This is a genomic window from Bacillus sp. Au-Bac7, assembly GCF_021341655.1.
In the GTDB taxonomy this organism is placed as follows: Bacteria; Bacillota; Bacilli; order Bacillales; family Cytobacillaceae; genus Niallia.
Window position 1 is genome coordinate 711566 of the sequence record NZ_JAJTTG010000001.1, and the last position, 18643, is coordinate 730208.

General features: G+C 39.9%; 19 protein-coding genes. 18 read left to right on the top strand and 1 reads right to left on the bottom strand.

Features of this window, described 5'->3' with window-relative positions; genetic code table 11:
- The first annotated feature begins 36 nt into the window (after window positions 1–36).
- From LXM54_RS03665 to LXM54_RS03700, 8 genes are all read left to right on the top strand, one after another.
- Entirely contained in the window at window positions 37–1002 is a 966-nt protein-coding gene (locus LXM54_RS03665) for an AraC family transcriptional regulator (RefSeq protein WP_233313732.1), read from the top strand.
- 151 nt (window positions 1003–1153) lie between these two features.
- A complete protein-coding gene (gene rhaB / locus LXM54_RS03670) occupies window positions 1154–2566 on the top strand; it encodes a rhamnulokinase (protein WP_233313733.1) in 1413 nt (470 codons plus the stop codon).
- Between the two features lie 12 nt (window positions 2567–2578).
- Window positions 2579–3832 carry an L-rhamnose isomerase gene (rhaA, locus tag LXM54_RS03675; RefSeq protein ID WP_233314748.1) on the top strand — a complete coding sequence of 418 codons (1254 nt, stop codon included), beginning with the start codon at window positions 2579–2581 and terminating at the stop codon, window positions 3830–3832.
- Between the two features lie 79 nt (window positions 3833–3911).
- Window positions 3912–4226 (top strand): L-rhamnose mutarotase, encoded by a 315-nt coding sequence (gene rhaM, locus LXM54_RS03680; protein WP_233313734.1) that lies wholly within the window; start codon window positions 3912–3914, stop codon window positions 4224–4226.
- A gap of 41 nt (window positions 4227–4267) precedes the next feature.
- The gene (locus LXM54_RS03685; RefSeq protein WP_233313735.1) at window positions 4268–5590 is read left to right on the top strand and encodes an MFS transporter; all 1323 of its coding nucleotides are present in this window, start codon (window positions 4268–4270) and stop codon (window positions 5588–5590) included.
- 165 nt (window positions 5591–5755) lie between these two features.
- Window positions 5756–6517 (top strand): DeoR/GlpR family DNA-binding transcription regulator, encoded by a 762-nt coding sequence (locus tag LXM54_RS03690; RefSeq protein WP_233313736.1) that lies wholly within the window; start codon window positions 5756–5758, stop codon window positions 6515–6517.
- A gap of 193 nt (window positions 6518–6710) precedes the next feature.
- Complete coding sequence (gene rhaD, locus LXM54_RS03695; RefSeq protein ID WP_233313737.1) at window positions 6711–7547, top strand: rhamnulose-1-phosphate aldolase; 837 nt, start codon at window positions 6711–6713, stop codon at window positions 7545–7547.
- Window positions 7548–7611: 64 nt separating this feature from the next.
- Window positions 7612–8763, top strand: a complete 1152-nt coding sequence (locus LXM54_RS03700; RefSeq protein WP_233313738.1) for an iron-containing alcohol dehydrogenase — start codon at window positions 7612–7614, stop codon at window positions 8761–8763.
- A 289-nt stretch (window positions 8764–9052) separates the two neighbouring features.
- On the opposite strand, the gene LXM54_RS03705 is transcribed toward LXM54_RS03700, so the two are convergent.
- Entirely contained in the window at window positions 9053–9490 is a 438-nt protein-coding gene (locus LXM54_RS03705; protein ID WP_233313739.1) for a VanZ family protein, read from the bottom strand.
- Between the two features lie 187 nt (window positions 9491–9677).
- Between LXM54_RS03705 and LXM54_RS03710 the strand changes: the two genes are divergently transcribed.
- From LXM54_RS03710 to LXM54_RS03755, 10 genes are all read left to right on the top strand, one after another.
- Window positions 9678–10115, top strand: a complete 438-nt coding sequence (locus LXM54_RS03710; RefSeq protein ID WP_233313740.1) for a MarR family winged helix-turn-helix transcriptional regulator — start codon at window positions 9678–9680, stop codon at window positions 10113–10115.
- Window positions 10108–11316: an MFS transporter gene (locus tag LXM54_RS03715; RefSeq protein ID WP_233313741.1), complete on the top strand. Its 1209-nt coding sequence runs from the start codon at window positions 10108–10110 to the stop codon at window positions 11314–11316. The genes LXM54_RS03710 and LXM54_RS03715 overlap by 8 nt, the downstream gene beginning before the upstream one ends.
- A gap of 294 nt (window positions 11317–11610) precedes the next feature.
- On the top strand, window positions 11611–12036 hold the full coding sequence (locus LXM54_RS03720; RefSeq protein WP_233313742.1) for a transcriptional regulator GutM: 426 nt from the start codon (window positions 11611–11613) through the stop codon (window positions 12034–12036).
- 16 nt (window positions 12037–12052) lie between these two features.
- The gene (gene srlA / locus LXM54_RS03725; RefSeq protein ID WP_233313743.1) at window positions 12053–12583 is read left to right on the top strand and encodes a PTS glucitol/sorbitol transporter subunit IIC; all 531 of its coding nucleotides are present in this window, start codon (window positions 12053–12055) and stop codon (window positions 12581–12583) included.
- A gap of 18 nt (window positions 12584–12601) precedes the next feature.
- A complete protein-coding gene (srlE, locus tag LXM54_RS03730; protein ID WP_233313744.1) occupies window positions 12602–13621 on the top strand; it encodes a PTS glucitol/sorbitol transporter subunit IIB in 1020 nt (339 codons plus the stop codon).
- 23 nt (window positions 13622–13644) lie between these two features.
- Window positions 13645–14583, top strand: coding sequence for a sugar-binding transcriptional regulator (locus LXM54_RS03735; protein WP_233313745.1), 939 nt, complete (start codon window positions 13645–13647; stop codon window positions 14581–14583).
- A gap of 209 nt (window positions 14584–14792) precedes the next feature.
- Window positions 14793–16070, top strand: a complete 1278-nt coding sequence (locus LXM54_RS03740) for an NAD(P)H-dependent oxidoreductase (protein ID WP_233313746.1) — start codon at window positions 14793–14795, stop codon at window positions 16068–16070.
- Window positions 16071–16096: 26 nt separating this feature from the next.
- Window positions 16097–16453, top strand: a complete 357-nt coding sequence (locus LXM54_RS03745) for a PTS glucitol/sorbitol transporter subunit IIA (protein ID WP_233313747.1) — start codon at window positions 16097–16099, stop codon at window positions 16451–16453.
- A 191-nt stretch (window positions 16454–16644) separates the two neighbouring features.
- On the top strand, window positions 16645–17631 hold the full coding sequence (locus tag LXM54_RS03750) for a thiamine pyrophosphate-dependent dehydrogenase E1 component subunit alpha (RefSeq protein ID WP_233313748.1): 987 nt from the start codon (window positions 16645–16647) through the stop codon (window positions 17629–17631).
- 17 nt (window positions 17632–17648) lie between these two features.
- Window positions 17649–18638 (top strand): alpha-ketoacid dehydrogenase subunit beta, encoded by a 990-nt coding sequence (locus tag LXM54_RS03755; protein ID WP_233313749.1) that lies wholly within the window; start codon window positions 17649–17651, stop codon window positions 18636–18638.
- The last annotated feature ends 5 nt before the right edge of the window (window positions 18639–18643 follow it).

The following is an 18643-nucleotide window of genomic DNA, read 5'->3' on the forward strand; positions in this document are numbered from 1 at the left end:
ATGAAGCTTCTAACAGAGAAGTCAGGGGGAATTTATATGGATGCACTTCTTTTAAAGCAATTAATGGAACTGACAGAAGAAGAGGCCGAGATATTATCTCAAGAGAAAAAGGTCAGGAAAGACCTTTATACAAGTCAAAATCATTTCATTATTGAAAGTGAAAAATTTCTGGATAAAAACAAAATGATAACCGTTAGGAAACATACTAGATTTATTGATTTTCCAAAGCACAAACATAACTATATTGAAATTAATTATGTTGTGAAGGGAGAACTGCGGCAAAAGGTAGATAATAACGCCATTATTTTGAAAAAAGGGGAGCTGCTTTTTCTTAATCAGCATATCGAGCATGAGATTGAGGCATGCGGGGAAGATGATCTTGTCCTTAATTTCATTATTCAGCCATTGTTTTTTCAATTTATCTTTCAATACTTAAACGGTGAGAATATCATTACCGAGTTTTTAATTAACAGCTTATTTAATCACACGCAAAATGGACAATATTTATATTATGCTGTAGCAGATGTGGCGGAAATTCAAGTACTGGTTGAAAATCTCATTAAGGAGGAGAACGCAAACTCCCTGCTAGCAGAATCAAAAATGAAGCTGTATATGGGTCTGCTTTTAATTGAGCTTGTGAAAAATACGGATAAAATCACGAAAAACCTTTCATCCTCTTCTCAGCATTTCCTTATTGTTGAATCATTAAAATATATTGAAGAGCACTATAAAAGCGGCACTCTTCAGGAGCTTGCCAATCACTTAATGCAATCTAGCTCAAGCTTAAGTAAAAATATTAAAAAAGCGACTGGCTTTACATTTAAAGATTTAATACAGGAAAAGCGCTTAACGAAAGCGAAAGAACTACTGGAAACGACCGATTTTCCTGTCCGGACCGTAGTGGAAGAAGTAGGCTATGATAATATCAGTTATTTTTACCGAATCTTTAAAGAAAAATATAAGAAAACACCAAAAGAACTGAGAAAAGCACTGGCAAGGTAGCGAAACTTGCCGGTTTTTTTGTGGTTAATTTTTCTATTTAGGAATTTAAGGACAACAAATAAGAAAAATAACGTTATTTTATTATGCGTTTTCATTCAGTAAAATACTAATTAGGAAACGTTTTCAAAAGGGGAACAAGGAGAGGTATTATATGAACAAATCTGTCTTGGCCGTTGATATTGGAGCCTCAAGCGGACGACTGATGCTCGGTTCTTTAAAACAGGGGAGACTGTTTTTGGAAGAAGTGCACCGCTTTTCGAACAGCATTGTCAAAAAAGGACAATACTATTGCTGGGATTTAGAGCAGCTCTTTGTCGAAATAAAACAAGGAATAAAAAAATGCAGTGATTTAAATGTAAAGCCGGAAAGTATCGGCATTGATACATGGGCAGTCGACTTTGTACTGCTCGATGATAACGGTGAGCTGCTGACAGAGGCAGTGTCTTACAGGGATGACCGGACTGACGGCATGATGGAGGAGGTTTTCGAGCATATCATCAAGGAAAGGATTTACTTGGAAACCGGCATTCAGTTTCAAAAATTCAATACGATGTATCAGCTCCGCGCCCTTCAGAAAACAGATCAAGAAAGTTTGGATAAAGCAGCTGCATTTTTAATGATTCCAGATTACTTCCATTACTTGCTGACAGGTAAAGCGGTTAATGAATATACTAATGCCACGTCCACACAGCTTGTTAATGCCTTTACGAAAAAGTGGGATAAACAATTGCTTGAAGCGATTTCTATCAAACCAGAAATCTTTCAGGAAATCAAAACACCAGGCACCGTATTAGGAGAAATAAAAGAAGAGTTGGCAGAGGAATTCGGGTTCAGCTTAAAGGTTGTGCTGCCTGCGACACATGACACTGCTTCTGCCGTAATTGCAGTGCCGGAACATGAGGAGACTATTTATATCAGTTCAGGCACATGGTCTTTAATTGGAGTAGAAAACAGGTTCCCGATATGTGTGACGAAGGCATTGGATTACAACTTCACAAATGAAGGAGGCATTGACTACCGCTTCCGGTTTTTGAAGAACATCATGGGATTATGGATGATTCAAGAAGTGCGCAGAAATTATGATAATCAATATTCATTTGCTGAATTTGTGGAGCTTGCAAAAGCGGCAAGCCACTTCACATCGATTGTCAATGTTAACGATGACCGTTTTTTAAATCCAGAAAATATGATAGAAGAAATACAAAAATACTGTGCAGAAACAAATCAAGCTATTCCTTCAACACCAGGTGAGATCGCCAAATGTGTATATGACTCTCTAGTAGAGTGCTATGTTGCAGCAATTGGTGAAATTGAAGAAATCTTCGAGAAGAAATTTACAAAGATTAATATTATCGGCGGGGGCTGTCAAAACGAACTGCTGAACCAGCTCATAGCTGATGCCACAAAAAAGCAAGTGTTTGCAGGGCCTGTTGAGGCAACAGCAATCGGCAATATCGTTTCGCAATTAATTGCTTTAGGAGAAATAAAGGATATACATGAAGCGAGGAAGTTAATAAAGCATTCTTTTGATGTAAAAGGATATGAAGCAGCACAAACAATATGAGGAGGCGCAATGATGTCAGTAAAAGAAAACTTTGAAGCAGCAAAAAAACAATACGAACAATGGGGCGTGGATGTAGAGGCAGCCTTGAAAAAGTTACAAGAGATTCCTATTTCCATACATTGTTGGCAAGGTGATGATATTGGCGGATTTGAGGCCAATCCAAGTGAATTGTCAGGCGGGATTGATGTAACAGGCAATTATCCTGGCAAAGCAACTACACCTGAACAGCTGCGCAGTGATTTAGAAGTAGCTTTATCGCTCATTCCCGGCAAACATCGCGTAAACTTGCATGCCATTTATGCAGAAACAAACGGAGAAGCGGTCGAAAGGGATGAAATTGAACCGAAGCATTTCGAAAATTGGGTAGCTTGGGCTAAAGAGCAAGGATTAGGCCTTGATTTTAACCCGACTTTATTTTCTCATAAAAAAGCAGAAGACGGACTGACACTTTCTCATCCAGACGAAGACATCCGTGAGTTTTGGATCAGACACTGTATTAAAAGCAGACAAATTGCAGAGTACTTTGGCAAGGAATTAGGAACGCCTGCATTAACAAATATTTGGATACCAGACGGATATAAAGACATTCCAAGTGACAGACTCACACCTCGTATCCGCTTAAAGGAATCATTAGATAAAATCTATGCTGAAAAAACGGATGAACGCTACAATTTAGATGCAGTAGAAAGCAAAGTCTTTGGCATCGGATCTGAATCATATGTTGTCGGCTCTCATGAGTTTTATATGGGCTATGCCTTAAAAAATAATAAGCTCTGCTTGATGGATACAGGCCATTATCACCCGACTGAAACAGTATCCAATAAGATTTCATCGATGCTGCTGTTTTCCGATAAATTAGCACTTCATGTATCAAGACCTGTCAGATGGGATAGTGACCATGTCGTTATACTTGATGATGAACTAAAAGAAATTGGTCTTGAGATTGTCCGCAATAATGCCATTGACAAGGTGCTTATCGGCTTGGATTTCTTTGACGCAAGCATCAATCGTGTGGCAGCATGGACAATCGGCACAAGAAATATGATTAAGGCATTGCTTAATGCCCTATTGATGCCGAATGAGAAATTAAAACAGCTGCAAGAAAGTGGCAATTTCACAGAAAGATTAGCATTAATGGAAGAATTCAAGACATATCCTTTCGGAGCGGTTTGGGATTATTATTGTGAAACAATGAATGTGCCTGTAAGAGAAACATGGCTGGAAAATGTGAAAGCATATGAACAGGATGTTTTAGCTCAGCGCTAGTTTGTTAACTCCTCCCTAATATTAGGGAGGAGAAAAAAACAACAAAAATGAAAACCTTTACAAAAAGGGGATGGAGAGTATGATACGCAAAGGCTTTATTATGAATGTTTATCCAGATAAGCATGCTGAATATGAAAAACGCCATAATGAAATATGGCCGGAAATGGTAGCAGCACTTCATGATCATGGTGCAAAAAACTACACGATATTTCTTGATAAAGAGTCAAGCAAGCTGTTTGGCTATGTTGAAATAAAAGATGAGGAAAAATGGAGCAAGATGGCAAGCACTGCCATCAACCAGAAATGGTGGGAATTCATGGAGCCTTTAATGGAAACCAATGCTGATAACAGTCCTGTTACTATTTCATTAGCAGAAGTTTTCCATATGGATTAACGATTTAAAGGTGTGCATGATGACTAAAGGAGAGAGAGAACATGGCGAAAGACAAAAAATTTGCGGCAAAAAACGTAACAGGCTGGAAAGCAACGATTGCTGTAGCAATGGCAAACTATATTGAAGCAGGCTCTATTATCGCCGCTGCAAGCAGTTTAACAATGTGGCAAGCATACTTGAATATTGACAGCATGGGTGTAGGGTTGTTAAGTGCATTAAGTGCAAACGCTTTCGGTGCGGCGATAGGTGCATTGATTGGTGGGCCATTAACAGATAAATTTGGACGGAAATTTATTTTTAGCTATGATTTGCTCGTCTATATGATTGGTGTTGCATTGATTGCAGCCTCTGTCAATTTCCCGATGCTGCTAATCGGAACGATTATTACAGGGTTGGCAGTTGGTGCCGGTGTTCCTGTTTCATGGACGTATATCGCAGAAGAATCTCCGCAGCATAAACGGGCAGCCCATGTCGGAACCGCCCAGTTGGCATGGTCAATTGGTCCAACGTTAACCTTTGTGTTTGCAGTTATTTTGGCTCCACTAGGGCTTGCTGGTTCAAGAATTATTTTTCTACACTTGCTGGTTATCGCGTTTGTGACATGGTATATAAGACGAGGCTTGGATGAATCGAAAATTTGGGAAGAACAACAAGCGAAAGAAAAAGCAGAAGCATTACAAGGCAAAGCAAAAACGAATGTATTGAAGGAATTATTTACACTAAAAGCTAATCGTCAGGCATTGGTTTTGTTAATCGGAATTTATTTATTCTGGAATTTAACAGCAGGCGCAATGGGGTATTTCATGCCGTATATTTATGAAAATGTCGGCGGGTTAAGCACAGGGCAGGCTAATATGCTGCAAGCATTTTTGTGGCTGTTCACCGTGCTGACAACATACTTCCTGTTTATGAAGCTTGGAGATAAGGTCAGCCGGAAAACATTGTTTGGAATTGGAGCAGGCATGGGACTTGTTGCTTGGATTATCCTGACATTCATGCCAATGACATGGCCGACACTGATTGCCTTTGTTATTCTGTGGGGAGCTGCAGCTGGAATTGGTGCACAAGCATTTTATGCTCTATGGACAAGTGAGCTTTTCCCGACAAAATATCGTGCGAGTGCACAAGGACTTATGTATTTTATCGTACGAACTGGTATTGCAGTCTGGTCGTTTATCCTGCCGCTATTGATGGATACGTTAGGGTTTACTGTTGCAGGTATAGTAATGATTGCCTTCCTTGCGATTCATATGATTATCGGTATAATTCTTGCACCTGACACAAGAGGAAAAACATTGCAGCAAATTGAAAAAGAGCGTTACGGTGATGTGCTTGAGCATAAATCTGTTCATAAAACGGTATAAAGTTTAGCTAATACGAATGGGGGCAAAGGTTATGATACTGATGCCCCTTTTTTTGTAGCTTGTATTATATAAAATAGTAGCTAATTATGGTATAGTAAAAATACAAAATCAAACGTAAAACCAAATAAACAAAAATTAGGGACTGTAAAGAAAGGGAGATATTAGTTGCTTGTTGCAGAAAGGCGCAGAAAAATTGTTGAATTAGTAAACGAAAGATTAAGCATTCGCGTATCAGAGCTGAGTGAAATCTTTTCTGTTACAGAAGAAACAGTCAGAAGAGACTTAGAAAAGTTAGAACAAGAGCAGCTGTTAAGCAGAAGCCACGGCGGAGCTGTCAGCATTGAAAAAGAAGCAACCGATATTCCGTTTATTGTGCGGGAAATTACCAATTCTGCTGAAAAAAAGGCGATTGCTGCCGAAGCTGTGAAGCTGATTGAGCCAAGTGAGCAAATCTTATTGGACGGAAGCACAACAGCATGGTATATGGCTCAGGAATTGCCTGATATGCCTTTGACGGTTATCACGAATTCTATTAAGGTAGCCCTAGAGCTTAGCAAAAAGGAACAAATTAAAGTTATTTCCACAGGCGGAATGCTCCTTGCCAACTCGCTGTCCTATGTTGGACCCCTGTCAGAACGATCTTTAGACAGCTATTATGTCAACAAGCTGTTTCTATCATGCAAGGGTGTGCATTTGTCAGGCTTAAGTGACTCCAATGAGTGGCAGGCTATATTAAAGAAGAAGATGATCGATATTTCTTCCCAAGTTATCTTGCTTGCCGATTCTTCTAAATTCGGAGTAAAAACCTTCGCTCATATTTGTGATTTGAAAAATGTTCATCATGTCATTTCCGATGTGAACATCCCTGCTGACTATCAGAAGGAGCTGCAGGAAAAAACAATTCCTTATTCTATTGTAAAGATTTGAAACCCAATCATGGGTTTCTTTTTTTATAAGGGAAAACAGACATAAAATGTTCATAAATGCATTATTTTTTCTTTTGTTTGTTTTTGTTTATGTTGACTTATATTTGTTATCCTTTTATGATAAAGATGTAAAAAGAGAACATACGAAAAAAGCAAAAATAGCAGATTAAGAGAAAACAAAGGAGTGCATGAGAATGCCAACAAAGGTTCAGAAGAAAAACCTAGAAGACGCCCCCTTCCTGAAGGAAATGTATAATGCTGCTTTTAATATGTGGAGGCTTGGATGGGATGAACGAAATGGCGGCAATATCAGTTATTTGCTGAAGGAAGAAGAGGTGAAAGAATACTTAGATGCGAGTAAGGTGGTACGCACAATACCGATTCCGACGTCTGTAGAAGAACTCGAAGGCAAATTTTTTATCGTAACTGGCTCAGGCAAATACTTTAAAAATGCGAAGGAGGACCCTTGCAACACGTTTGGAATTATTAAGGTAGGAGAGAGCGGGCAAAGCATTGATCTGTTGTGGGGATTGGAGGATGGAACACTTCCGACAAGTGAGCTTCCTGCCCATTTCAAAAGTCACACAGAAAGACTAAAGGTGGACAGCGAACATCGTGTTATCATGCATAATCATGCGACAAATATTATTGCCATGACTTTTACTCATGAACTGGATGAAGCAATGTTTACGAAAACCCTCTGGCAAATGTGCACAGAATGCATCGTTGTATTTCCGGACGGAATTGGCATTGTGCCATGGATGATTCCTGGTACGGCAGAAATCGGACTGCAAACAGCACAAAAGATGAAGGAGCATCGCCTCGTCATATGGCCCCATCATGGTATATTCGGTGCAGGTACAACAATTGATGAGACATTCGGTCTAATTGAAACTGCTGAAAAAGCAGCGCAAATTTACACAGCAATCGGAGACCCAGCGCGCATAAAACAAACCATAACAGACAGAGAATTAGCTGACTTAGCAAAAGCATTTCATGTTACCCCCCGTCCTGGCATTATTATTGCTTAATAGATTACCGAATCTTTTACGTTTTATTTGTGAAATATTGAACATATAAAGGAGGATAAACATCATGTCTTCACATGTTTTATATATACCAAGTACGAACTTAATCGGAAGAGGCTGCCTAAATGAAGCAGGCGAATATTTACATCAGCTGAAGTTTACGAAAGCACTGCTTGTAACTGATAAAGTATTAGTAAACAATGGTATTGCAGAAAAAGTGATAAATATACTGAAAAACAATGCTATCGATTATATTATTTACGACGAAGTAAAGCCTAATCCGACAATTGCTAATGTAATGAATGGCTTGCAAGTATTTCAAGAAAATCAATGTGATTTTATCGTTTCTGTCGGTGGAGGTTCACCGCAGGATGCAGCAAAGGCTATTGGCCTTATGGCAGCTAACGGCGGAGATTTAAGAACATACGAAGGTGTAGGAAAAACAGCGCATAAATCTGTCCCGATTGCAGCAGTTAACACAACTGCCGGCACTTCAAGCGAGTATACGATTAACTATGTTATTACAGATGAAGAACGGCAAGTGAAGATGGTGATGGTTGATAAAAACAGTCTTGCAGCAATTTCCATTAATGATCCTGAGCTGATGACGGCAAAACCTGAAGCATTGACAGCTGCTACAGGGATGGATGCTTTAACACATGCGATTGAAGCGATTGTGTCAAAAGGAGCATACAGGATTACAGATGCTCAAGCTTTGGCTGCAGTTGAAATTATCTTTGAATATTTGCCAAAAGCAGTCAAAAATGGGGAGGATCTCAAAGCAAGAGAGCAGATGGTATTCGCCATGTTCCTTGCTGGTGTAGCATTTAATAATGCAGGACTTGGTTTTGTCCATGCAATGGCCCACCAGTTAGGCGGCGTTTACGATTTGCCTCATGGTGTGTGTAATGCGATGCTTCTGCCAATCGTTGAGAGGGAAAATGCTAAACGAGACCCAAGTAAGTTTCCGGCAATTGCTAAGGCTATTGGAATTCAAACAGAAGGCAAATCAGCTTTGCAATGTGCAGAGGAAGTGATAAATGCAATTGAACAATTAAGCGTTAGTGTGGGTATTCCTGCAACTCTGTCAGAATTAGGCGTATTTGAAGCAGACTTAGAAAAGCTTGCTCAGTTTGCGCTTGTGGATGCTTGTGCCCCAGGGAATCCATTTCAGCCTACAAAAGAAGAAGTAATCGCCATGTATAAGGAGATTTTATAAAGTAATATAAAAAGAGGCTGGTACAAAAGTATGTAAGTATACAAAAAAACCAAACTAATAAATAGTTTGGTTTTTTTGTGGGGCGGAGGGCACTCGACTCCTGTGGGAAATAGAGGTGGATGAGACACCGCAGGCGAAGACGAGGAGGCTTTAGCTTCCTCCCCGCGGAAGGCGCAATGAACTGAACGAATGATAAAGTTATCTACTATTTATAATCCCAAGCTTTATTTTTTCAAATATTCCTGTTTAGATAGGTTATATTTTGTTTTGTAGCATCCTCATTTGCTGATTAAAAAGCACGTTTCATTACTTTCCACAGCCAATATCCGCAAAATCCCCCAAGTGTATTAAGGATAACATCATCCACATCACAAGCACCTATCCTTGTTACAAGCTGAAGCAGTTCGACAGAAACAGACAAGGCAAAAGCGCAGCCTATAACCGAGGAAAGCTTGCGGACATTAGCAAAAAGAAGGGGAATAAAGAACCCGAACGGCATAAAAGCGAGGATGTTTCCGAATAAATTATTCGTCCATAACCCCAGATTAAAGGAAGACAATCCGCCTATGTCTGCAAGAATACTTCTAAATGGAATGAAATTATAAGCAACAGTTCCTTTGACTGCTTGTCTGTACCCTGAAAAAAACAATAAATAAAATAAAATTACTATATATACAGCAAATAAACAGAAGCACATTCCTCTGAAAATCTTTCGTCTACATTCCATTACTCTTGCTCCTTATAATGAAAAAATTCACAGCAGTTTCCGAACATTATATAAGAAAAATGAAAGATTTGTACAGAAATTAGCTAAAAAAATGCATTTAACCTATTGATGAATTGTTTTCTTCTTGATATAGTTACTTAGGTAACTAATTTTAATTTAACCTTATAAGTTAGGAGCACCTGCTGCTATGAATGATGTTCATGAATTATTTCACTCGATAAACCAGCTTGCCAGACAAATGACAAAATCATTGAATGATGCACTTCAGCCGTTCGATATTTACAGTTCACAGTGGACTGTTCTCTTTTTGCTTAAAACAAAGGGTTCTATGACACAGAAGGAAATTTCCGATTATTTAGCAATTGAGGCACCGCCGATTACAAGAACGGTGCAAAAATTAGTAGCAAATGATTATGTGAGACAAGTAAAGGGAATCGACAAACGCACAAAAAGGATTGAGCTTACCGAAAAAGCGTTGGAGAAGTACCCAGAATGGGAAAAAGCAGTCCTGCAAATGAACGAGGAGCTGATTCAGCCATTAACTCCCGCATCTCAACAGCAATTACTGACATTGATTTCAGATTGGAATCAGGATTTATCAACTAGGGGGAAGGAATTTGAGTAAGGAAACACTTTGGACGAAAAGTTTTATTAATATTTGGGTTAGCAACTTTTTTTTATTTTTAACATTTTATTTTTTAATGGTGTCTCTGCCCGTTTATGCCATCAATGAACTGCATGGGAAACAATCAAGCGCAGGTCTGATCACGACAATGTTCTTGCTGACAGCCATTGTCATCAGACCGTTCGCAGGCAAGCTGATGCAAAAATACGGGAAGAAGACACTGCTTGTACTGTCATTGGCGATCTTCTTTCTTGTGGCGCTATTCTATTTCTTGCCTGAATCTGTCGGAAGCCTACTGATTGTCCGTGCCTTTCATGGCATCGGATTCGGGATGGCAACTACTGCAACAGGAACGATTGTTGCAGATATTATTCCCAACTCCAGAAGAGGCGAAGGAATGGGCTATTATTCAATGTCGATGAACCTTGCGATGGTTGCAGGGCCGTTCCTTGGTTTGATGGCCATTAATTCATGGGGAGCAGATACACTATTTTTGCTGGCTGTAATATTTGCGGTTTTTGCAATCCTAACAGGTTTATTTATTAAACTGCCGAAAAATACAGTTCCCGCAAGCGAAGCACCGGCAGAAAAGACTCCATCTAAATTCGGCGGCATTCTCGAACCGTCTGCTATTCCGATCAGCATTGTTGCTGCACTGTTTGGAATCGTTTATTCATCTATTTTGTCCTTTGTGTCTGTATATGCAGACGGCAAAGGCTTGCAGAGTGTGTCAGGCTACTTCTTTGTCGTATATGCTATAATCATGCTGATCGGCAGACCATTTGCAGGACGCTGGTTTGACCGGTATGGTGCAAATGTGATTGTTTATCCATGCATTCTGCTATTTGCTATAGGAATGCTGACATTGAGCAATGTAAACACAGCCTTTTTCTTCTTGTTTGCAGCAGCGTTAATTGGCTTAGGTTATGGAACGCTCTTTCCAAGCTTCCAAACAATCGCCATTCAAAAAGCTGCTCCAGAAAAGCGCGGCTTAGCAACAGCAACTTTCCTGTCATTATTCGACAGCGGCATCGGAATCGGGTCCTTTATAGTAGGTTTTGTCGGAGACATGATTGGCTTCGGTTCGCTATATTTCTACAGTACTTTCTATATCTTATTAGCACTTGTCGTTTATTATTTCCTACATGGAAAAGCGGCAAAACAGGCTAAGTTAATGAGCAATGTATCGAAAGCTGGATAAATCTTGAATGCCTGAGCAAATTAATTTGCTCAGGATTTTTTATGGAAACAAAGAGCTTTTAACCATTTGCAGAAAAATTAAAAAATATTTTTTGATTATTGACAAATGTGTGAACTTTTTATTATCCTAAGGGTATAACAAATGTTAAGTGCTGTAACAAATGTGACATGAAGAACCTTAAAGTGTTTATCTGTGACAGATGTTACAGTTTTTTTAACTTAAAAATGAAAGCGCTATTATTTAGGGTGAGGAGGCTCAATAACAAGCAAATAAGGGGAGGAGAAGGGGGCTTATATGCAGTTAGCTTTTATACTTTGTTTGATACTTATTGTGCAATATCTTTTATCGCTGTTTCAGATTAAGCAATACAAAAAGAATATCGATAAAATTGTCAGCGGTTACAAAGGTCAGGATGGTTTTTTTATGTTCTCAGGAATGACACGCGGAAAGCTTAAGCACGGAGCAATTGCTGTCTTAATTGTTGATAGTAACTATATCATTCATGAATGTCACTTGTTAAAAGGGATGTCAGTCTTAACTAAATTTAAGGCGATGGAAATCTATAAAGGCAAGCATGTTGGGGAAATTGTCAGCTACATCCATGATGAGATTCCTAATAAGGGCAAAAATAAACTTCCTTCCTCAAGAAAGGCATTGTTACAGGCAAGTGAAAATGCATTATTAACAATCGCTAAGAAAAAGGTGTCATTAGGAGTATAAATAAGGGGGTCAAACAATGGAATGGATCAAATGGTTAGGAGAGCATTTTATTGGGATGTTTCAGGCAGGCGGGGAAACCTTTATGGGGCTGGTAACAGGCATTGTTCCTACTCTCGTCGTTCTATTAACATTCACGTATGCAATGATGAAATTTGTTGGAGAAGAAAGAGTTACACGAATCATTCAGTTTGCTGCTAAATACACAATCCTTCGCTATACACTCATGCCAATTCTATCACTTCTTATGTTAACAAACCCAATGGCATATACTTTTGGCCGTTTTTTACCAGAAAAGCAAAAGCCCGCCTTCTACGATTCAGCCGTATCATTCGTTCATCCAGTCACAGGTTTATTTCCTTATGCAAATGCAGGAGAGCTCTTTGTCTATTTAGGAATTGCTAACGGCATCCAAGAATTAGGGCTGCCGATAGCAGACTTAGCTGTCCGTTACTTTATCGTTGGTGTCGTTATTATTTTGATTCGTGGAATCGTAACTGAAATAATCACAAAATATTTAGCGAAAAAGGATGGCGCTGATATAGCGTAGAAAAGGGGGAGATTGTAAATGACAGCTTATCGCGGTGTTTTCGTATCCAAAGGCTCAGGCGGCTGGGGTGTTGGTCTGTATGTGGAACCAGATTCTAAAAAGAACAAAATTGTTTCGATTACAGGCGGAGGGATTCATCCAGTTGCCGCAAAAATAGCAGAGTTAACTGGTGCTGAGGCAGTAGATGGCTTTAAAGGCTCCTATCCAGAAGAAGAAATGGCCTGTGTTGTTATTGACTGTGGCGGAACTGCACGGATTGGCGTTTACCCAATGAAACGAATTTTGACAGTCGATGTTCTTCCTTCCTCTCCATCAGGTCCGCTGTCCAAATATATTACCGATGATATTTTTGTATCAGGTGTAACAACGAAAGATGTGGCGATTTCAGAAAGCTATAATCAATCTGCAAGTGCCGAAGAAGCAGCAGAGCGTCCTAAATTTGATACTAAAGATAAAGACAAATTCCAGGAGAACTATAAACAATTAAAACAAAACATTGCAGCAAAACAAAAAGAAAATATCTTGCTGCGTTTCTCAAAAGGAATTGGCAATGTCACAGGCACATTTTATCAAGCTGGCCGGGACACAATGGATATTTTGCTAAAGAATATTCTGCCTTTTATGGCGTTTGTAAGTATGCTCATGGGAATTATTAATTATACAGGTGTGGGCGATTGGATTGCACAGGCACTTACTCCTCTTGCTGGTTCCCTTTGGGGGCTGCTTGTCATAGCGGTTGTCTGTACATTGCCCTTCTTATCTCCTGTGTTAGGACCTGGCGCCGTAATCGCCCAAGTTATTGGCGTATTAATCGGTTCGCAAATAGCGTTAGGCAATATTCCGCCCCAATATGCTCTTCCTGCCCTATTTGCCATTAATGGGCAAGTTGGCTGTGATTTTATTCCTGTTGGTTTGTCTCTTGGCGAAGCTAAGCCAGAAACAGTTCGCTACGGAGTACCTGCGATTCTTTACAGTCGTTTGATCACAGGTGTTGTTGCTGTAGTCATTGCTTATTTTGCTAGTTTTGGCATGTATTAAATACGTGGAAGGATAGGGTCGATGTGTTTAAACAGGATAGAAGGATGCTCGTTAAAATTGCCCAAATGTATTATGAGGAAGGTGCCACCCAATCGGAAATTGCCGACAGAATTGGAATCAGCAGGTCCCTCGTTTCTAAGCTGTTAACGAAAGCGAGGGAAGATGGTATTGTCGAAATTATCATTCATGATGACCATATTCATCAATTTAGAAATATTGAACGGAAAATAGAGCGTCTTTATGCATTAAGGGAAGTAGTATGCATAGAGAGTGTTGGCAAGGAGACGTCAAAAAAGCAATTAGGCGAAGCGGCCAGTGAGTATTTACATCGTGTTATCAGAGATGGCCAGATTATTGGCATGTCCTCTGGCACGACATTAAATGAAGTGGCAAAGGCTATCAGTTCTGTGCAGCACTATCCAACAGCAACCGTTGTTCCATTAGTCGGAGGGATGGGGAACGAGCGAGTAGACATTCATTCGAACAGTATTGTCTCAAAGGTCGGCAATGCCCTTCAATCGAAGTATGAGTTACTGCATGTTCCAGTAATGGTAGACACAAAGGAAGCGAGAGAAGTATTAATACGCCAGCCTTCTATCCGGTCTATTTTTCATTTAGCAGAACAATCACATATTGCCATTGTAGGTATAGGCGGCCGGCCAGAGGATTCGACGATGGTAAAATCGTACATGGGCTCTGATCATCTGCAAATCACGAATGACTCAGAAATTGTCGGCGATATTTGTTATAACTTTATTAATAAGTTTGGCAAGCCTGTTCAAAATGCTTGGAATGACAGAGTGATAGCAATGGAACTGGAAAAATTAAAAGCAATACCGCTCGTTATTGGTGTAGCTTCCGGTCTGGAAAAGGTTCAAGCCATAAAAGCTGCCTTGGAGGGTAGTTTAATTCATGTGCTGATTACAGATGAAGCAACTGGAACTGCCCTTGTAGAAGGCTAGCAAGAGTTGAAGTCGTGCATATGAACTCTGATTTATTCGAAAATTACCATTGACAGGTATTATTTAACACCTTAAACTGAAAATGCGGAACAAATGATAAGGGTTGGAACAAATGTAATGAAGTTCACTATATTGTTAGACTATATAACATTTGTATTTCTAAAATATTAAATTGTAAGCGCATTACAAATACGAGGGAGGAATTATTAATGTCAATTTACACAAAGCTTTTACAAAGAGAACGTGAAAATGCACCCATTAAAGTCGGAGTTATCGGTGCAGGCCAGATGGGTTTTGGAATGATTGCGCAAATCTCCAAAATTCCCGGTATGATCGTAACAGGTATATGTGATGTAAATGTTCAGGCAGCACAAAGAGCTGCTGATTTCTATTCCTCTCAATCTGCCCGCAAGGATTCTATCGTAGTTACAAACGATTATCGCAAAGTCATTCAGTCAAACAATGTGGAAGTAATCGTAGATGCCACTGGTGTTCCAGAAGTAGGCGCAAATGTTTCATTAGAAGCGTTAAGGTCTAAAAAACATATCGTTCTGCTCAATGTAGAAGTGGATATAACAATTGGCTCCATCATGTATCAAATGTTCAGCAATGCCGGACTAATTTATACAGGCTCAGCCGGTGATGAGCCTGCTGCTACACTAGAATTATATGAATTTGCCAAAACGATGGGATTGGAAGTGCTTGTTGCCGGCAAAGGGAAAAACAATCCATTTAACCCGTTATCAAACCCTGATACAGCAGCTGCTGAAGCAAAAAGTAAAAACATGAGTGCCCATATGCTAGCGGCCTTTCAAGATGGGACAAAAACAATGGCAGAAATGAACCTGTTAAGTAATGCGATTGGGTTAATTCCAGATAAGGTCGGCATGCACGGTGTATCAGCAACAGTGCAGGATGTTGCTGATAAATTGGACTTAAAGGAAAATGGCGGGGTATTAAACAGCTTTGGGGTTGTAGAGTATGTAAACGGATTAGCACCAGGGGTTTTTGTCATTGTCAAAAGTGAGCTTGAACCAGTTGATGAAGAGCTGCGCTACTTAAAAGTTGGCAAAGGTCCTCATTATGTATTTTACCGCCCTTATCATTTGGCTAGTTTAGAAACGCCGATCACTATTGCAAAAGCAGTATTAGAGCATGACTCTTCCATTCACCCACTCGGGGAGCCTATATCTGAAACAGTAACGGTCGCTAAAAGAGATATAAAAGCTGGAGAAACATTAGACGGCATTGGTGGATACAGTGTTCGCGGTGTTCTGGAAACGCATTCTGATATGAAGAAAAATGGTCATATTCCAATTGGTTTAATTAGTGGAAAAGTAATAGCAAAACGGGATATAAAAACAGGAACGTTCCTGACTTTTGATGATATAGAGTTAGATACAAATACAACGGTTTGGAAATTAAGAGCATTACAAGATCAGCTTTTTCCATCTAATTTAGAACAACGGCCGCTTGTGACACTATAAGTAATGAACCAATAGGAGGATTAAGGATGACAACATCAGTCGTAAAAGAAATAGGTGTATTAGTTTCCGCATTTAAAGAAGATAAAATCTTAATATTATTCGGGCCACAGGCACCGAAGGAACTTCGAGAAATGGCAGTTATTCATGAATTTGAGCTGTTGGATAGTGAGCCATTAAAGCATGGCGGCACGATTGCATTTGGAGACGAGACTTTTACTATTACAGCGTTAGGAGATCATGCAAATAAGAATTTCAAGGAATTAGGGCATATATCTATCTATTTTCAAGAACCAGTAGATGAAGTGTTGCCTGGAGCTGTGTTTGCTGCACCATATTCCTTCCCAAATTCTATTAATGAAGGAACAGTAATTTCAGTAAAATAAACAAGCGGGAAAGGGAGAATCAAGTATATAAACTTGAGCTCTTTTTCCCTTTTTTTATCCTCTTTTAAATTGATTTTTGATTAGTAAAAAATATCAGAAAATACACGCTTTTCCCTTGACTAGAAGAGGAATACATTATATGATTTTTACAAATGTAACAGTATTGAACAAATGTAAAGGGAGGAACAATAATGAAGATTAAAACATTAAAGCTTCCTGAAATGATTACAGAACAGAAATTAAAAGAGCTGTATAAAGAACTGTGGCTAATTCGGTATTTCGATGAAAAAGTTGACCAGTTTTTTGCGAAAGGAATGATCCATGGAACAACACATTTATGTGTTGGCCAAGAGCCATCTGCTGCTGGATCCATTGCAGTGATTAGCAGAAAAGATAAGATTATCAGCACCCATCGCGGGCACGGCCACTGTATTTCGAAAGAAGGCGATGTGAACAAGATGATGGCAGAGCTCTTTGGCAGAGAAACAGGCTACTGTAAAGGAAAAGGCGGATCGATGCATATTGCAGATTTAGAAAAAGGCAATCTGGGCGCCAATGGGATTGTCGGCGGCGGGCTTCCGTTAGCAGTCGGAGCAGCTCTTACCTCCAAAATAAAAAATGAGAATTATGTGGTGCTTTGCTTCTTTGGAGATGGTGCATCAAATGAAGGCAGCTTCCATGAATCGCTGAACTTAGCAGCGATTTGGGATTTGCCGGTAGTTTTTATTTGCGAAAATAATCAGTATGGGATGTCCGGCCCAGTCAAAGATATGACAAGGATTGAAAATATTGCCGACAGAGCCGGCAGTTACGGCATACCTGGCAAAGTAGTGGACGGTCTTGACATGATTGAGATAATGAATTCCGTTCACGAAGCGGTTGAGCATGCACGCAATTCTAAAGGACCATCCTTAATTGAAATGAAAACATACCGCTGGAAAGGCCACTCTAAAAGCGATGCAAAAAAATACCGGACTCGGGAAGAAGAGAAGGAATGGCGCGAAAAGGACGGAATTAAACGCTTTAAAGACACGTTAATCAATAGTGGTGTCTTAACAGAAGAAACAGCTAAACAGCTTCAGGAAGAAGCCTATGAAGAGATTGAAAAGGCTGTAACATTCGCTGAAAACAGTCCAGAACCATCCCTTGATAGATTACTAGAAGATGTATATGCCTAAAAGAGAGGAGCTAAAAAATGGCTACTAGACAAATAACCTATTTAGAGGCAGTCAGGGAAGCAATGAGTTTAGAAATGCGAGAGAACGAGGATGTGTTTATCCTCGGTGAAGACATCGGTGTATACGGAGGAGCCTTTGGCGTTACTCGGGGTATGATTGAGGAGTTTGGACCGGAGCGCGTTCGTAATACGCCAATCTCAGAGGCAGCGATTGCAGGTGCTGCCATTGGTGCAGCTTTAACAGGAATGCGTCCAATATTGGAGCTTCAATTCTCTGATTTTATTACAATAGCTATGGACCAAATGGTGAATCAAGCGGCGAAAACACGCTATATGTTTGGAGGTAAAGGCAAGGTGCCAATGGTGCTGCGCACACCTGCTGGTTCAGGAACAGGAGCAGCTGCTCAACATTCACAAAGCTTAGAAGCATGGATGGCCCACATCCCCGGCTTAAAGGTAGTCCAGCCTGCGACAGCTTATGATGTTAAAGGATTGCTAAAAGCGGCAATGGATGATGATAACCCCGTTATTTTTTACGAGCATAAGCTTTTGTATAAAACAACAGGAGACGTGCCAGAAGAATCATACAAAATCGAGTTAGGTAAGGCAGATATTAAACGGAGCGGCACAGATGTGACAATTGTTGCAACCGCTATCATGGTTCATAAAGCACTCGAGGCAGCGGCTGAACTGGAAAAAGACGGCATAAGTGTGGAAGTCATTGATCCGCGTACGCTTGTTCCACTAGATACAGACACGATTATACAATCTGTCAAAAAGACTGGACGATTAATTGTAGTTCATGAAGCAGTAAAGCGAGGCGGTTTTGGTGGAGAAATTGTCAGTGTTATTGCAGAGAGCGAAGCATTTGACTATTTAGATGCCCCAATTAAACGGTTAGGAGGAAAGGAAGTCCCGATTCCATACAACCCGAAATTAGAAAAAGCTGCCATTCCCCAAGTTCCCGATATTGTTGAGGCAGTGAAAGAAACAGTGAAGAACAGGTAAGGAGG

What these genes read in the sequence shown, in the direction of transcription:
- LXM54_RS03745 (WP_233313747.1), top strand. Translation starts at nt 16,097, where the DNA reads ATGACAACATCAGTCGTAAAAGAAATAGGTGTATTAGTTTCCGCATTT.
- rhaM (WP_233313734.1), top strand. Translation starts at nt 3,912, where the DNA reads ATGATACGCAAAGGCTTTATTATGAATGTTTATCCAGATAAGCATGCT.
- LXM54_RS03720 (WP_233313742.1), top strand. Translation starts at nt 11,611, where the DNA reads ATGCAGTTAGCTTTTATACTTTGTTTGATACTTATTGTGCAATATCTT.
- rhaA (WP_233314748.1), top strand. Translation starts at nt 2,579, where the DNA reads ATGTCAGTAAAAGAAAACTTTGAAGCAGCAAAAAAACAATACGAACAA.
- LXM54_RS03685 (WP_233313735.1), top strand. Translation starts at nt 4,268, where the DNA reads ATGGCGAAAGACAAAAAATTTGCGGCAAAAAACGTAACAGGCTGGAAA.
- LXM54_RS03740 (WP_233313746.1), top strand. Translation starts at nt 14,793, where the DNA reads ATGTCAATTTACACAAAGCTTTTACAAAGAGAACGTGAAAATGCACCC.
- LXM54_RS03700 (WP_233313738.1), top strand. Translation starts at nt 7,612, where the DNA reads ATGTCTTCACATGTTTTATATATACCAAGTACGAACTTAATCGGAAGA.
- srlE (WP_233313744.1), top strand. Translation starts at nt 12,602, where the DNA reads ATGACAGCTTATCGCGGTGTTTTCGTATCCAAAGGCTCAGGCGGCTGG.
- LXM54_RS03750 (WP_233313748.1), top strand. Translation starts at nt 16,645, where the DNA reads ATGAAGATTAAAACATTAAAGCTTCCTGAAATGATTACAGAACAGAAA.
- rhaD (WP_233313737.1), top strand. Translation starts at nt 6,711, where the DNA reads ATGCCAACAAAGGTTCAGAAGAAAAACCTAGAAGACGCCCCCTTCCTG.
- LXM54_RS03710 (WP_233313740.1), top strand. Translation starts at nt 9,678, where the DNA reads ATGAATGATGTTCATGAATTATTTCACTCGATAAACCAGCTTGCCAGA.
- LXM54_RS03755 (WP_233313749.1), top strand. Translation starts at nt 17,649, where the DNA reads ATGGCTACTAGACAAATAACCTATTTAGAGGCAGTCAGGGAAGCAATG.
- LXM54_RS03705 (WP_233313739.1), bottom strand. Translation starts at nt 9,490, where the DNA reads ATGGAATGTAGACGAAAGATTTTCAGAGGAATGTGCTTCTGTTTATTT.
- rhaB (WP_233313733.1), top strand. Translation starts at nt 1,154, where the DNA reads ATGAACAAATCTGTCTTGGCCGTTGATATTGGAGCCTCAAGCGGACGA.
- srlA (WP_233313743.1), top strand. Translation starts at nt 12,053, where the DNA reads ATGGAATGGATCAAATGGTTAGGAGAGCATTTTATTGGGATGTTTCAG.
- LXM54_RS03665 (WP_233313732.1), top strand. Translation starts at nt 37, where the DNA reads ATGGATGCACTTCTTTTAAAGCAATTAATGGAACTGACAGAAGAAGAG.